Origin of the sequence: Pseudomonas gingeri (assembly GCF_013385635.1) — a bacterium.
GTDB classification, from domain to species: domain Bacteria; phylum Pseudomonadota; class Gammaproteobacteria; order Pseudomonadales; family Pseudomonadaceae; genus Aquipseudomonas; species Aquipseudomonas gingeri_A.
Map to the genome: position 1 here is coordinate 39343 of NZ_JACAPR010000031.1, position 15275 is coordinate 54617.

General features: G+C 62.5%; 14 protein-coding genes. 9 read left to right on the forward strand and 5 right to left on the reverse strand.

The window, feature by feature from the left end; all coding sequences use genetic code 11:
* Nucleotides 1–75: 75 nt before the first annotated feature.
* From HX851_RS30330 to HX851_RS30350, 5 genes are all read left to right on the forward strand, one after another.
* Nucleotides 76–1566, forward strand: a complete 1491-nt coding sequence (locus HX851_RS30330; protein ID WP_177064370.1) for an aldehyde dehydrogenase — start codon at nucleotides 76–78, stop codon at nucleotides 1564–1566.
* Nucleotides 1567–1640: 74 nt separating this feature from the next.
* A complete protein-coding gene (locus tag HX851_RS30335) occupies nucleotides 1641–3269 on the forward strand; it encodes a GMC family oxidoreductase (RefSeq protein ID WP_177063691.1) in 1629 nt (542 codons plus the stop codon).
* Nucleotides 3270–3437: 168 nt separating this feature from the next.
* Nucleotides 3438–4424 carry an ABC transporter substrate-binding protein gene (locus HX851_RS30340; protein ID WP_017128266.1) on the forward strand — a complete coding sequence of 329 codons (987 nt, stop codon included), beginning with the start codon at nucleotides 3438–3440 and terminating at the stop codon, nucleotides 4422–4424.
* A gap of 8 nt (nucleotides 4425–4432) precedes the next feature.
* The gene (locus tag HX851_RS30345) at nucleotides 4433–5236 is read left to right on the forward strand and encodes an ABC transporter permease (protein WP_177064371.1); all 804 of its coding nucleotides are present in this window, start codon (nucleotides 4433–4435) and stop codon (nucleotides 5234–5236) included.
* Complete coding sequence (locus HX851_RS30350) at nucleotides 5224–6060, forward strand: ABC transporter ATP-binding protein (RefSeq protein ID WP_177064372.1); 837 nt, start codon at nucleotides 5224–5226, stop codon at nucleotides 6058–6060. Before HX851_RS30345 ends, HX851_RS30350 begins: the two co-directional genes overlap by 13 nt.
* 76 nt (nucleotides 6061–6136) lie before the next feature.
* Here the strand turns inward: HX851_RS30350 and HX851_RS30355 are convergent, their stop codons facing one another.
* Nucleotides 6137–6355 carry a hypothetical protein gene (locus HX851_RS30355; protein ID WP_177063688.1) on the reverse strand — a complete coding sequence of 73 codons (219 nt, stop codon included), beginning with the start codon at nucleotides 6353–6355 and terminating at the stop codon, nucleotides 6137–6139.
* A 522-nt stretch (nucleotides 6356–6877) separates the two neighbouring features.
* Here HX851_RS30355 and HX851_RS30360 point away from each other — a divergent pair.
* Together HX851_RS30360 and HX851_RS30365 are read left to right on the forward strand one after the other, a co-directional pair.
* Nucleotides 6878–7297, forward strand: a complete 420-nt coding sequence (locus HX851_RS30360; protein WP_177063682.1) for a hypothetical protein — start codon at nucleotides 6878–6880, stop codon at nucleotides 7295–7297.
* Between the two features lie 66 nt (nucleotides 7298–7363).
* On the forward strand, nucleotides 7364–7669 hold the full coding sequence (locus HX851_RS30365; protein ID WP_177063681.1) for a hypothetical protein: 306 nt from the start codon (nucleotides 7364–7366) through the stop codon (nucleotides 7667–7669).
* 28 nt (nucleotides 7670–7697) lie between these two features.
* On the opposite strand, the gene HX851_RS30370 is transcribed toward HX851_RS30365, so the two are convergent.
* Nucleotides 7698–8882 (reverse strand): sugar transporter, encoded by a 1185-nt coding sequence (locus HX851_RS30370; protein ID WP_177064373.1) that lies wholly within the window; start codon nucleotides 8880–8882, stop codon nucleotides 7698–7700.
* 179 nt (nucleotides 8883–9061) lie between these two features.
* On the reverse strand, nucleotides 9062–10681 hold the full coding sequence (locus HX851_RS30375; RefSeq protein ID WP_177063679.1) for a methyl-accepting chemotaxis protein: 1620 nt from the start codon (nucleotides 10679–10681) through the stop codon (nucleotides 9062–9064).
* Between the two features lie 476 nt (nucleotides 10682–11157).
* Between HX851_RS30375 and HX851_RS30380 the strand changes: the two genes are divergently transcribed.
* Complete coding sequence (locus tag HX851_RS30380) at nucleotides 11158–11379, forward strand: hypothetical protein (protein ID WP_177063678.1); 222 nt, start codon at nucleotides 11158–11160, stop codon at nucleotides 11377–11379.
* Nucleotides 11380–11460: 81 nt separating this feature from the next.
* The gene (locus HX851_RS30385) at nucleotides 11461–12132 is read left to right on the forward strand and encodes a class I SAM-dependent methyltransferase (protein ID WP_177063677.1); all 672 of its coding nucleotides are present in this window, start codon (nucleotides 11461–11463) and stop codon (nucleotides 12130–12132) included.
* Between the two features lie 64 nt (nucleotides 12133–12196).
* On the opposite strand, the gene HX851_RS30390 is transcribed toward HX851_RS30385, so the two are convergent.
* Entirely contained in the window at nucleotides 12197–13843 is a 1647-nt protein-coding gene (locus HX851_RS30390; RefSeq protein WP_177063676.1) for an HAL/PAL/TAL family ammonia-lyase, read from the reverse strand.
* 76 nt (nucleotides 13844–13919) lie between these two features.
* Nucleotides 13920–15269, reverse strand: a complete 1350-nt coding sequence (locus tag HX851_RS30395; protein ID WP_177063675.1) for an MFS transporter — start codon at nucleotides 15267–15269, stop codon at nucleotides 13920–13922.
* Nucleotides 15270–15275: the final 6 nt, after the last annotated feature.

A 15275-nucleotide genomic window follows, 5' to 3' on the forward strand; every position in this document is an offset into this window, starting at 1 on the left:
GAGCCGCGCGCTTACCCCACTATCGAGGCCACCGATCATCAACATAGCTCGTCGCGGGCTATCAGGGAGAATCCAGTGACCGACTTGAACACCTGGCAGCGCCTGGCCGGGCAGCAACGCCTGCTCGATCTCGCCTGCATCGACGGACGCGCCCACGCCGCCCGGGACGGCCGTACCTTCGTCGTCATCAACCCCGCCACCAACGCTGTGCTCGCGCATGTCGCCGCCTGCTCCGACAGCGATATCGACCTGGCCGTGAGCGTGGCCCGCAACAGCTTCGAAAATGGCCCCTGGGCCCGCATGCAACCACGGGAGCGCAAAGCGATCCTGCTGCGCCTCAGTGAGCTGATCCTGGCCCATCGCGAGGAACTGGCGCTACTCGACTCGTTGAGCATGGGCAAGCCGGTGATGGATGCCTACGCCATTGACGTCCCTGGCGCGGCCCAGGTGTTTGCCTGGTATGCCGAAAGCCTCGACAAGCTCTATGACCAGGTGGCGCCCACCGGTCCGGGCACCCTGGCGACCATCACCCGCGTGCCCCTGGGGGTGATCGCCGCCGTGGTGCCATGGAATTTCCCGCTGGACATGGCCGCGTGGAAAATCGCACCGGCCCTCGCCGTCGGCAACAGCGTGATCCTCAAGCCCGCCGAGCAATCGCCCTTCTCCGCCCTGCGCCTGGCCGAGCTGGCACTGGAGGCAGGAGTACCACCGGGCGTGCTGAATGTGGTCACCGGCCTGGGCGAACAGGCCGGTCGCGCCCTGGGCCTGCACCCGGATATCGATGCGCTGGCCTTCACCGGCTCGACCCAGGTCGGCAAATATTTCATGCAGTACGCCGCGCAATCGAACCTCAAGCAGGTCTGGCTGGAGTGCGGCGGCAAAAGCCCGAACCTGGTGTTCGCCGATTGTCAGGACCTCGATCTGGCGGCGGAAAAGGCCGCCTTCGGCATCTTCTTCAACCAGGGCGAAGTCTGCTCGGCCAACTCACGCCTGCTGGTGGAGCGCTCCATCCATGACGAGTTCGTCGAGCGCCTGCAGGAACAAGCCCGGCACTGGCAACCGGGCGATCCCCTCGACCCGGCCAGCAAGATGGGCGCCCTGGTGGATGCCCGGCAGGCCGCGCGGGTGATGGCTTATATCGACCAGGCCGACGCCGAGGGCGCCCGCCGGGTGGCCGGTGGCGAGCGGGTGACGATCAATGGCTCGGACAATTTCATCCAGCCGACGCTGTTTACCCAGGTCACCCCCGACATGCGTCTGTCCCGCGAGGAAGTGTTCGGCCCGGTGCTGGCGATCACCGCCTTCGACGATGAAGACCACGCCGTCCGAATGGCCAACGACCACATCTATGGCCTCGCGGCGTCGGTGTGGAGCGACGACCTCAACCGCGCCCACCGCGTCGCCTCGCGCCTGAACGCCGGCACCGTCTCGGTCAATTCCGTGGATGCGCTGGATGTCAGCGTGCCCTTTGGCGGCGGCAAGCAGTCGGGCTTTGGCCGCGACCTGTCGCTGCACTCGTTCGACAAGTACACCCAGTTGAAGACCACCTGGTTTCAACTGCGCTGACCCTGAACGGCCCATGACCTCGCGGGCCAGCATCACGGCCCGCCTCCATCCATTACCTTAGCGGGGACACGCGCATGAAGACCCATTTCGACTATGTCATTGTCGGCGCCGGCTCATCGGGCTGTGTACTGGCGAACCGGCTGAGTGCCGACCCGGCCATCAGCGTCTGCCTGATCGAAGCCGGTAGCCATGACCACAGCCCGCGCATCCAGACACCGGCGGGCACCATCACCCTGTACAAGAGCAAGAAGTACAGCTGGAACTTCTTTTCCGCGCCGCAGCGGCACCTGGGCGGCCGTAGCCTGCACACACCGCGCGGCAAGGCCCTCGGCGGTTCCAGTTCGATGAACAGCATGATCTACATTCGCGGCCACGCCAGCGACTACGATCGCTGGGCGCAGGCCGGTTGTCCGGGCTGGGACTGGGCCGGCGTGCTGCCCTATTTCAAGCAATCCGAGAACAACCGGCTTGGCCAGGACCCGCGCCTGCACGGCAGCGCCGGCGAGCTGAATGTCGAGGCCGCCCGCGATCCCAACCCGGTGTCGAGCCTGTTCGTGCAGGCCGCCGAACGCCTTGGCCTGCGCCGCAACGATGACTTCAACGGCGAGCAACTCGAAGGTTGCGGGATCTACAACCTGACCCAGAAGAATGCCCGCCGGCTATCCAGCTACCGGGCCTTCGTCGCGCCGGTGATCGATCGACCCAACCTCACCGTGCTGACCGACTGTGCCGTGCAGTCGTTGATCGTCGAATTGAGGACAGCCAAGGGCGTCAGGGTCGAGGTGGACGGCAATCGGCATACCCTGCACGCCTACCGCGAGGTCATCCTCTGCGCCGGCGCCCTGGGCAGCCCGCAACTGCTGTTGGCCTCCGGTATCGGCCCGGCGCAGGAATTGCAAGCGGCCGGTATCCCGGTCACCCATGACCTGCCCGGCGTCGGCAAGAACCTGCAGGACCATCTCGACGGCCTGGTCACTGTCCGCTCCAGAAGCCCGCTGACGCTGGGGTTCTCCCTGAGATCCCTGCCAAGCGTGCTCGCCGCGCCGCTGCGCTATCTGCTGGAAAAGAAAGGTTGGCTGACCACCAACTACGTCGAGGCCGGTGGCTTTGCCCGAACGCCCCTGGCCGAGGCCCTGCCGGACGTACAGTTCCACTTCGTGCCGGGTTATCGCAGCCATCGCGGGCGATTGTTCGAATGGGGCCATGGCTATGCCCTGCATACCTGCGTGCTGCGCCCGAAAAGCATCGGCTCGCTGCATCTGGACCGTGACGGCAAGCTGGTCATCGATTTCAACTTTCTCGCCGATCCCGCCGATGCCAGGGTGCTGGTCGAAGGCCTGAAGCTGGCCCGGGGTATTCTCGCCGCGCCGCAGTTCGACGGGATTCGCGGTGAAGAAATGTTGCCCGGCAAGGCCGTGCAGAGCGATGAACAGCTGATGGACTATGTGCGTGACCATGCCTCGACGGTGTTCCACCCGGTGGGCACTTGCAAGATGGGCGTCGACCCCATGAGCGTGGTCGGACCCGACCTCAAGGTTCACGGTCTCAAGGGGCTGCGGGTGGTCGATGCGTCGATCATGCCGAGCCTGGTCAGCGGCAACACCAATGCGCCGTGCATCATGATCGGCGAGAAGGCGGCGGACCTGATCCTGCGACAAGCGCCCCTGGCCGCCTCAGGGGCAAGACAGCTTTTTCCTCACTAGCGACGACATATTTACTAATTTTCCTGGCCCGCGACATCAGCCAACATCAACCTCGCCCCAAAGAGGCACAAGGTCCGTCAGAGACCGCCAGGTCTGCTCAGTTTTTGGCGTCTAGCCCCACTGCCCCGAAATATACGAACTAAAAAACCATCATTCCGGGAGTGCACAATGATCAAGTCTTTCGTCTCGCGCTGCATCCGTCCGCTGGCCCTGACCGCTATCGCCGCCGGCGTTGCCAGCGGTGCCCAGGCCGGTACCCTGTCGATCGGTCATACCACCTGGGTCGGCTACGGCACCCTCTACCTGGCCAAGGACCTTGGCTACTTCAAGGAAAAGGGCCTGACCGTGGAGTTGCCGACCATCGAAGAAGCCTCCATGTACATGGCCGCCCAGGCCTCGGGCAAATTGTCCGGCTCGGCCTCGACCCTGGACGAGATCCTCAAGTACCGCCCGCAGTTCTGCTTCAAGGCCGTGGCCGCCCTGGACGAGAGCCATGGTGGCGATGGTGTGCTGGTGGGCAAGGACGTCAACAGCCTGCAAGACCTCAAGGGCAAGGCCGTGGCGGTCAACGAAGGTTCCGTCTCGCAGTTCTGGCTCAACTACCTGCTGAAGAACGCCGGCATGAAGATGAGCGACCTGACCATCCAGAACATGACCGCCGACGACGCGGCGACCGCCTTTATCGCCGGCCGCGTCCCCGCCGCCGTGACCTGGGAACCGCACCTGTCCACCGTGCGCGCCAAGCAGACCGGCAAGGTGCTGGTGGACAGCAGCAGCACGCCGGGCGTGATCGTCGACGTGGTGGCCCTGAGCTGCGATGTGGTCGACAAGCAGCCGGACGATATCAAGGCCCTGGTCGCCGGCCTGTACAAGGCGGTGCAGTACACCCAGGAGCACCCGCAGGAAGCCTACGCGATCATGGCCAAGGGCGTCGGCGGCTACCTGGCGGACCCGAAGGAACTGGCCTCGGCGGCCAAGGGCGTGCGCTTCTATGACCAGGCCATGAGTGAAGCCCTGCTGGGCAGCAATGGCAGCAAGGGCACGGCTGAAAACGTCATCAAGCTGGCCAACGAGACCGCCAGCGAGTTGCAGGGCAAGCCTTACAACGTCAGCTACAGCGACCTGATCGACAACCGTTTCATCACCCCGAAATAGGAGGCGGCATGTCCAAGCGCAATTCGTGGTTCAACCGCTGCCTGACGCCCAAGACCAGTTTGCCGATCCAGGTGATCTGGAGCGCCAGTGCACTGGCCTGGGCCCTGCTGATCGGCCTGTGGGCCGTGCTGTCCTACGGCGGCGTGGTACCGGCGATGTTCCTGCCCACCCCGGGCGCCGTGCTGGACGCGGCCCTGCGCCTGGCCCAGGACGGCACCCTGGGGCCGCATGTCTGGGCCAGCGTGGAAGTGGTCATGGTCGGCTTCGTGATCTCTTCGGTGGTGGCAGTGCCCATCGGCTTGCTGATGGGCAGTTTCCGGGTGGTGCAGGCGTTCCTGGAGCCTCTGGTCAACTTCATCCGCTACCTGCCGGTGACCTCGTTCGTACCGCTGTTTATCCTGTGGATCGGCATCGGCCTGGAACAACGGGTCTCGGTGATTATCTTCGGGGTGTTCTTCCAGCAACTGGTGATGATCGCCGACGTGTCCAAGGGTATCTCCAAGGACCTGATCAACGCCTCCTACACCCTGGGTTCCACCCGCAAGGATGCGGTCCTGCACGTCATCGCCCCGGCCTCGCTGCCGGGGGTACTGGACACCTTGCGCGTGACCATGGGCTGGGCCTGGACCTACCTGGTGGTGGCCGAGCTGGTGGCGGCTTCCAGCGGTCTGGGCTACCTCAGCCTCAAGGCCATGCGTGGCTTTCAGGTCGACGTGATTTTCCTGGCGATCGCTGTCATCGGCCTGTTGGGGCTGGTCACCGATCAACTGTTCCGACTTCTTCGCTTGAAGGTGGCCGCATGGGCTCAGTAACCGCGACAATGCCAAGGCTCGTCACGCCGACGAACATCGCCCCCGACGCCGCTGCGCGCCTGCGGGTCGACAATGTCAGCCTGCAGTACAAGACGCCTTCGGGCGACACCTTCACCGCGCTGGAAAATGTCTCGTTCGAAGTCCCCGACCAGCAGTTCGCGGTCCTCGTCGGGCCTTCGGGCTGCGGCAAGTCGAGCCTGCTCTACCTGACGGCGGGCCTGGCCGAGCCCACCTCGGGCGAAATCCATGTCGGCGGCCAGCAGGTTGACGGCCCCGGCGCCGACCGCGGCATGGTGTTCCAGAGCTACACCCTGTTTCCCTGGCTGACGGTGCGCAAGAACATCGAGTTCGGCCTCAAGCGCCGCGGCATCCCCGCCGCCGAGCGCCGCGAGACGGTGGATTACTACCTGAACGAAGTCGGCCTGTTGCACTTTGCCGACAACTACTCCAAGCAACTGTCGGGGGGGATGATGCAACGGGTGGCGATTGCCCGCGCCCTGGCCAACGACCCACAGATATTGCTGATGGACGAACCCTTCGGCGCGCTGGACAGCCAGACGCGGTTGCAGATGCAGCAACTGCTGCTGAAGGTCTGGGAGAACACCAAGAAGACCGTGCTGTTCGTGACCCATGATATCGATGAAGCCATCCTGCTGGGGGATCGCATCTTCGTCATGGGCGCCCGGCCCGGGCGGATCAAGCAGGTACTGGATGTGCCGATTGGCCGCCCGAGAAACCTGGACATGGTCATGGAGCCCTCGTTTATCCGGATGAAGCGGGAGATCTTTCACCTGCTGCATGATGGGCCGGAGGAGCAGCACTAGGCCGGGCTTATCTTCGGGGACTGGAAGGCCCAATCGGCGAGGATTGGGCCAGGTTTCTTCTCGTGGTTTCGGTACTTTAAGCGTCACATTTGAGCTTGTGCTGATCCCAACGCTTCGCCAGCAATTCAAGCTCTTGATTTTCGTTGTGGGCAATGGACTGGCGAGAAAGACGTCCATTGATGATGATCGTGAGAACGGCGGCTCCGGCACCTAACAGGATTACCGCCGTCTGAACCCAAAATCCGATGGTTTCACCAAGAATCCTGAGTGGCTGCTCTATGGCAACTGAATCCATTCAATAATCTTCCCATCCATCCTTTATGCAGGCTGTCATCACATTGTCCTCCTGATTGGTGCTTTCCATGGCTTCACAACATCTCGACGGATGCTACACCACCGAGGAGCCTCAAGTACCTGCCATGAAACGTTTTGAGAAAAAAGCAAACAGTGTCGCGACAAAGGGTAAAAGGTGGCGAACCGTACACAGGTTTGCAGACCGGCAACAAAGGAACCGGCAGGCCAAAGCCTCCTGCGCACAGCTCGCCATAACGTGGACACCAAACGCTGATTTCACGGCGCTGTGCGCCTTCTCCCTATGACTGCGAAGCTCGCGCCTCCGAATTTGCGGCGACCTCTCGAACCAACGGTATCCACCGCGTTTGGTGCACGCAATGCTCTTCCATGCCTGAAATACGTGGGAAATATTAGATTTTTCAGCAAGCTACTTCTTCATAAAAAGCAATGGCAAGTAGCCATATCCCTTGCGCTGGTTATTTAGTAGCATCTTGGGCTTAACCACTTTTCTACAAGGAATGTTATGAAGCGGGTAGTCACTTTTCTTCTCTTGGCAACCCTTTTGGGTTGCTCAAAAAAAGATGCTGAGTCTGCAATTTCCGATATCACCGTCTACGCCATCGCTTATGCCATCCACTACAAGGACACTCACAACCCTGCGCTCGCCGCCCAATGTGCCAGAAGTGTTAGCGAGAAATATGCAAATTTGACTGACATAGAACAAATCGCCGCGTTTGCGCCCAAGGCTTTCAAGGGGTTGAGGGCGACTTACCAATGCGCAGCGTCACAGATGGCTTATGCCAATGACTTGCTCAACGCCAGGGAAATCAGCTCCGTCCCGATTCCGCTGATCTGCTTCGAAAAAGAGAATATGGCGGCCATGCAGGCACTGGAGCCTGCCACTCGGGAATTCATCGTTCCCGTCTGTAGCACCAAGGGCTAATGAAGGACTCCATGGACCTGAGCGTTCACACTGCCCTCAGTCCAAAATGTTGCCTGAGAAGAAACCATGTTTGATTTTATCCTCGGGATTCTGCAAGGAGTGGACCTTCTGGATTCCGAGGCCCAGAAAGACAACTCGCCCACATGGCTTCGACGACATCGAAAGTTGATCCGGGTGTTGTTTATCATCTGCATGTACCCCTTCTACGCAGGACTGCTGATTCTCCTGATCATATGGTTGATCAACCTGGGGCCAGTGGCGCAGAAGGTGGCTATGGGGGTAGTCGCGATCCAGGTGCTGGGCCTCCTCGCATTACTGGATCGCCGGCGTCGAACTCCCCGAGCTGCGGGCCGCCGCTCAAGCGGGACTTGAGCTCATCCCTGCCCATCGATGGTGAGGCTCAGGCCCCCGCTGCTGCCCGATTCGCGCGATAAACCGACCAGCCATAAAACGCCAGTGCCACGCCCGCCAGCACGCCACCCACCACACCGATATAGGCGAATCCGAGCTGCCGGCCGACCCAACTGCCCACCAGCGCCCCGCCACCGATGCCGATGTTGTAGATCCCCGAGAACAGTGCCATCGCCACGTCGGTTGCGTCCGGTGCCAGCACCAGTACCTTGCGCTGCAGCGACAGGCCGAAGCCCATGATCGCCATGCCCCAGAACACGCTGAGCACGCCCAGGGTCGAAACGTCCCCGCTCAACGGCAACAGCAAGGCCAGGCACACCACCAGCAACGAGGTGGCCGCAATCAGGAAGGCCTGGGGGTGCTGGCGGTTGAAGCGACTGAACAGCAGCGAGCCGAAAATCCCCGCGCCACCGAACAGCAGCAGGATAAAGGTCACCACCTCGCCGCTCATGCCCGCCACCGTCTTGATGAAAGGCTCGATATAGCTGTAAGCGGTGAATTGCGCCGTGATCACTGTCGCCGTCAGCACATAGACGGCCACCAGCGCAGGCCGTTTGAACAGAATCGGCAGGCTTCTCAGGGAGCCCGAGTTCTGGCTCGGCAATAGCGGCAAGGTCCTCGCCAACCAGAGCACCAGCGCGCCCGCCATCAAGGCGATCACCAGGAAAGTGGTGCGCCAGCCCATGGCCTCACCCAGCAATCGGCCCAGCGGAATGCCCAGCACCATCGCCATGGACGTGCCGGTCGCCAGCAGCCCCAGCGCCTGCACCTGCTTGCCCGCCGGCGCCACCCGCACCGCGAGGGAGGCGGTGATGGACCAGAACAGCGCATGGGACAAGGCAATGCCGATGCGGCTCACCATCAGGACGCCAAAGCTGGTGGCCAGGCTGGAGAGCACATGGCTGACAATAAACAGCCCGAACAGCACCATCAGCAATTTGCGCCGCTCGACGTTACGGGTGAGCAGCATGATCGGCAGCGAGGTCAGGGACACGACCCAGGCGTAGATGGTCAGCATCAGCCCGACCTGGGCGGTCGTCATGTCGAAGCTTTCACCGATGGCGCTCAACAGGCCGACCGGGACGAACTCGGTGGTGTTGAAGACAAAGGCGGCCAGGGCCAGCGCGATGACCTGGTGCCAGTTGCCGGTGTGTTCAGGTGCAGGGGTGTTCATTGGAAATCCGTCATACGCTATCAAGGATCAAGCGGCCGGTGTTTATTCGCCGGGCGCTTGAAAGAAAAGCAGATCGAGGTGACATGGAGGAGTCATGGGGTGCAAGTATCGCTCCTTGGAGGGAATTCGTTATGGGAAAGTTGCGATCCGCATCATGAAAACTCGACGCACTCTCCCCATCAGACCTTGAAGCGCCCGACCGTTGCATGCAGGGCTCCGGCCATCTGCGCCAGATCCTGACCAGCCTGATCGGTCTGTTGTGCCCCCAGCATGACCTGTTCGGACAGCGTACGAATCCCCACCAGATTACGATCCACCTCCCGCGCCACCTGCGCCTGCTGCTCGGTGGCCGCCGCGATCAACTGATTGCGCTCGTTGATCTGCGCAATCGAGCCGGTGATCTCATCCAGTGCCTCGCCGGAGCGTTGTGCGATAGCCAGCGTGGCGCCAACCAGATCGCGGCTGTTCTGCATGGCCGTGACCGCCTGCCCGGTGTCCTGGCGGATATTGCCGATCATCTGCTCGATTTCCTGGGTCGATACCTGGGTGCGATGGGCCAGTGCCCGCACTTCATCGGCCACCACCGCGAAACCACGCCCGGCGTCTCCCGCGCGGGCTGCTTCAATGGCCGCGTTGAGGGCCAACAGGTTGGTCTGCTCGGCAATGCTGCGGATCACATCCAGCACCGCGCTGATATCCTGCACACGCCCGGCCAGTTGCTGGATGCGCCCGGAAGTGTCGGTCACACCGTTGGCCAGGGCGCCGATGGAGGTCACGGTTTCCTGCACTTGCTCACGTCCGCGCTGCGCCGTCTGCTCCGACAGGCGTGACGCCTCGCTGGTGCTGATGGCATTGCGCGCCACCTCCTCCACCGCCGCCATCATCTGGTTGACCGCCGTGGCCGCCTGCTCGATCTCCAGCCCCTGGGACTTGAGACTGGCGCTGGTCTGGCCGCTGACCCGGCTCAACGCCTGCGAAGAGCTGCTCACCCGATCCACCGAGGCGGCGATCTGCGTGACCATGGCGTTCAGGTTCCGTTGCATCGCCTGCATTTGGGTCATCACACTGACGCCGCTGTTCGGGCGAGCCGGCACTTCAATGGTCAAGTCGCCCTCGGCGATCAGGCTCAACACTCGCGCGGCATCGGCAGGCTCGCCCCCCAGGGGACGGGTGACACTGCGCGTCACGACGACCGCCGCCACACCGACCGTGAGCAGGCACAACACAAACAGCCCGAGCATATTCAGGCGGGCATCGTCATAGAGGGTTTGCGCGGCGACCTGGCGCTCGGCGAACAATCGCCCCTGGAGGGCCATCAGGGCATCCAGGCTCTTGTAGACCTCACGTTCGGCGGGGATCACCTGCTCCTTGAGCTGCACCGACGCCTCGTCGATCCTGCCCTCGCGAATCAGTGCCTGCACCTTCACAAAAGCCGCGACATAAGCTTCGCGATGGCTTTTCAGCGTAGCAAAAGCGGCCTTGCCCTCAGCGGTTGGCAACAACGGCTCCAGCACCGTGAACGCCTGGCTGATCGCTTGCCGGGTCGCATCGATGGATTGCTGCACTTGCTGGTTGTCCTTGTTGATCAACAGGTCGCGGGTGTTACGGCCGTTGTCCCGCACCCCGGTGGCGATCACCATGATCGGCTCGATCTTCGGCCAATCCTGCTTGACGATCACCACCGCCTGTTCCTTGAGTATCTCCATGTCGTGCGAGGCATACAGCCCCATGGCGATCAGCGCCAACGGCGCCACGGCGAACCCTATGACAATACGTGTGGCCGTACTGAGTCTGGACATATCAACTGCATTCCCGATCGATGGTTGCCCGAACAAAAAAAAGCCTGAAGCCTTCCGGCTCCAGGCTTCGTTGCCTGTTCGAATTCAATGTGCAAGGTGGCCAGGCGGATAACGCCCATGTGCATCGATCCTCGTTGACCGATACGGCGAAGCTCGCCTGGTTCTGGAGACCGGCAAGCATTGGGGAATGGCTTGCAGCGTTTGTGCCATCAATATGGCCAGTACTGCAGGACGTCCCTGTGGCCAGAAACGCGAGAGGCCTGGGCCTCGGAAATCGCTTCAAATGGGCGCAGGAACTGATCGGATGCACCGCCATGGTGAAGGTCGGGTGCTGGGCAGGCAGTCCGTTGACGCGAGTCGCCGATCGGCGGTCGAACGGGAAGCTCGACTTTCGGTTCTGTCGCTATAATGCTCGGCGGCAGGTGATTATCGGCTTGCCATGAACCAATCTGCCCCCAACAGTCGAAGGTCTAAAAATGCCAAAGACACAACCCGCAGGCACTTCAACAGGCACCTCGACAGCCACCGCGGCAGACATCGAAAGATCCATCCAGGCCCTGAACAAAATGGCTGAACGGCTTTGGGGAGATGGCCGCGAGACCGAGGCGAAAGCCCTGCTCGATGCCCTGGACGCGTTGAACCGGGCGCTGGACAGGATCCGCATCGGCGAGAGTCGCAGGGTAGTGACGCTTCATTGAGAAGTCATAGGCGTCGGACGTAGCAAGAGGCACAGACCGGTGTCCTATGCTTGTACCCAACCTTCCGCTCGGGACATTGACATGCCCTCCTCCGAATCCCCACTCCTGCAAAGCTGGCAACATAACGCCCACGCCTGGATCGACGCCGTTCGCAGCGGCGCTATCGAAAGCCGCCGCCAGGTCACTGACCAGGCCATCCTGCTGGCGATAGCGGGCCGCCAGCCCGAGCGGGTGCTCGACCTGGGTTGCGGCGAAGGCTGGCTGTTGCGGGCGCTGGCGAAACGGGCCATCCATGCGGTCGGGGTGGATGGCGATGCGACGCTGGTCGAAGCGGCGCGGGCGGCGGGTTCTTCGCCGGTGCATCTGGCGAGCTACGAGGAACTGGTGGAGGCGACGGTAGACATCGGCCGCGACTACGACCTGATCTGCGCCAACTTCGCCCTGCTGCACCAGGACATCATCCCTCTGCTCGCCGCCATGAACGCCCTGCTCGCTCCGGACGGTGCACTGGTGATCCAGACGCTGCATCCCTGGACGGCGGCGGCAGGCGATTATCAGGATGCCTGGCGGACCGAAACCTTCAACGGGTTCAAGGGGCAGTGGCAGCCCATGCCCTGGTATTTCCGGACCTTGTCCAGCTGGCTCAACGCACTGGATATGGCGGGTTTGCGACTGGCCAGCCTGCAGGAGCCGCAGCACCCGCAAAGTCCTGTGCCGCAGTCGTTGCTGTTAGTGGCCGAGCAACGGGAGTGAGCGCTCGACCAGAGGCTCAAACGCAACACACCCAGGGCGCGCCACATGGCTATCGCGCAATCGCTCACTCTGGCCTGTAAGCCCGCGCCACCGCTTCAGCCGCCGCAAAATCCGGGGTCATGGCCCGATCCGTGGCCATGAAGGCCACGCGCTTGCGCAGTGCCTCATACAAGCCCGCGGTCTTCGGCGCCAGTACAAAGCCCTTGGCGCCCTGCTTTCTCAGGTCGATCGCCTGGGCGTCATGTACCAGCACGATGCCCAGCAGCTCGTAGCTGTTGTCGATCTGCTGTTGCAGGCGCTCCACCACCATCGGCGCGTTGGTGGCGATGTCCTCGATGTCGCCGGCCACCGGAAAGTAATCCAGGGACACCGGCATCGCCAGGTTCTTGTTCTGCATCGCCAGCATCGCCGCCGGTTTCTCCATGGCGCCGAATGCGTGGACTGTCTTGTCGGTGCCGAGGAAACGCGTGAGGCCAGTGATACCCGGATTGTTGAGCTTGATGATCTGCTGCACGTTGGCCAGGGAGTTGTGGGCCAGGGCCAGGCTCAGTTGTTCGAAGGCCAGGACCCAGGGCAGCGGCTCGAAATTGGCGCTGGGCAGTACCGCGCCCTTGACGCCGCTGCTGTCGACATAGCCGAACGCCTCCTGGGCGCGGTCTGACGGCGCGCTGACGTCCAGGGCAATGCCTGGATTGTCGTCGGAGCTGTTGAGCTGGATGGTCAATTGCTCGTTGGCCAGGCGGTAGCTGCGCTGCAGTTCGGCGAGCAGGTACACGCCGGAACGGAAGCTCAGCGGGTCCTGCAACGGTCGCTGGTCGTCGTGCTGCCACAGGCTGGCGCCTTGCAGCAAATCCCGCAGTTGCGCGCCCATGGCCTGCACTTCCGGGTACGGTCGCAGGGCCAGGGTGTTCTCCAGGAACGGCGAGACGTTGCCGTTCAGGCCTTGCAAGCTCAGGGTGAAGGTCAACGTGTTGAGCGGCAGCAAATGGGCCAGGTCATTCAACGCCAGGGCGGCATTGGCGGCGGACCAGGCATTGGAGCTGAGGATCGACAGCGCATCCTTGGCATACGGCACGATGGCCTTGCTGCCCGTGCGTTGCAACGCCTGCTTCGCCGGGACCCTGGCCCCCTGGTAGAACACCTCGCCTTCACCCAGCATCGCCAGGCCGACATGGCTCAGCACGGTGATATCGCCCTCGCCCACGGAGCCATGCACCGGCACATACGGCGTGATGCCCTTGTTCAGGAAGGCCACATAGGCATCGACGATCTCTGGCGCCACCCCACCGCTGCCGGTGAGCAGGGTATTCAAGCGCGTCACCATGGCCGCGCGTACGGCGCGCACCGTGGCCGGTTGCCCCGCACCACCGGCATGCGCATGCAGCAGGCCGATATTGAACTGGCGCGAAGCCTCGATCACCTCCTGGCTCAATTGACCATGGATGTCGACCATTTTGCGGTCTTTGTTAAGCCCCACACCAACGGTCAGGCCGTAGATTTTCTGGCCATGACGGGCCGCCTCGAGCAGCACCTGATGACCTTGCGCGACGCGCTGGGTGGCCGACGCCGCCACCGTGACCGGTTCACCACCCGCCACCTGGGCGACGATCGCTGGCGTAATGGATCGGCCATCGAGTTGCACCGCGAAAAGGAACGGGCTGAATCCTGCGCACACCGTGGAAACCAACAGCAAAGCGAGCCTGTTTAGCATGATGAACCTTTGAGGTTATGCAAATTGAAGGAGACCGCATGACCTGCTGGGGCCGGCTTGCCGGCTCCTGCAGGGGTTATCGGGTGGTCGAGGTATTGCGGGCGATGGAACACAAGGTCAGCAAGGCGATGACACTGGCGATCATCACGTACCAGGCCGGGGCAAAGCGCGTCGCGGTGTTGTCCGCCAGCCACGTCAGGATCGCCGGGGCAAAGCCGCCAAACACCGTGACCGCCAGGTTGTAGGAAACGGACATGCCACTGGCGCGCACCTCGGTAGGAAACAGGTCGGCCAAGGCCTTGGGGGCCACGCCGACAAACAGTGAGATCAGCGTGCAGAACAGCGTTTGCACCAGGATCAACATGCCCGTGGTGTGGACCTGATCGAGCAGCACCAGCAACGGATACGGCGCGACCAGCAACAACCCGGCCCCCGTGGCGAGGATGCGGTAGGTACCCACCCGATCCGACCAGGTGCCCGCCATCACACAGGCCACGACCATCGCGCAGTTGCCGATCAGCGCGGCGAGAAACGCCTGGTGGCTTTCGAAATGCAGCACCCGTTGCATGTAGATCGGCATGTAGATCACCAGCGAATACACGCTGATGGCCCACAACACCGACAAGCCGGTGCCCTGGATCAGTGAACGCTGCTGGCTTTTGAACAGGTGCACCAAGGGTGCCAGCGGGGCCGCGCCGGGCTGATGTTCGCGACGCGCCTGCTCGGCCTCGAACACCGGGGTTTCATGCAGGGTACGGCGCATCCACAGGCCAATCGGGGCGATGGACAAACCGAGGATGAAAGGGATGCGCCAGCCCCAATCGCCGACCTGTTCATGGCTCAGGGTGAGGGTGACCGCCGTGGCCACCAGCGCGCCCAGCACGTTGGAGATGCCCATGCTCGCCTGCAACCAGGACGCATACTGGCCTTTTTTATCGGCCGGCGCATGCTCGATCAGGAACGCCGCCGCCCCGCCCACTTCACCGCCCGCGGAAAAGCCCTGGAGCACCCGCCCACACAGGATCAGCAGCGGCGCGCCGATGCCGATGGCACTGTAGGGCGGCGCGAACGCGATGATTGCCGTGCCCGCCGCCATGGTCAGGATCGTCAGCATCAGCGCAGCCTTGCGCCCAACCCGATCGCCGTAGGCGCCGATCACCAATGCCCCGAGAGGACGGATCACGAAGCCGATGCCAAACGCCAGGAACGCCTCGAACAACTGAGCCCCCGCGTCCTGCTGCGCAAAGAAGTTCTGCGCGATATACACCGCAAAAAACGCGTACACCGAAAAGTCATACCACTCCAGGGCATTGCCGATGGACGCGGCGGCAATCGCCTTGCGCCCACTGTGGTGCTCGGCCGGGGTCGCCGTCCTGGTTGGGGCTGCATGGGTCATCACGGGCGCAATCGTATTTTTATTAGTCATGCTCGT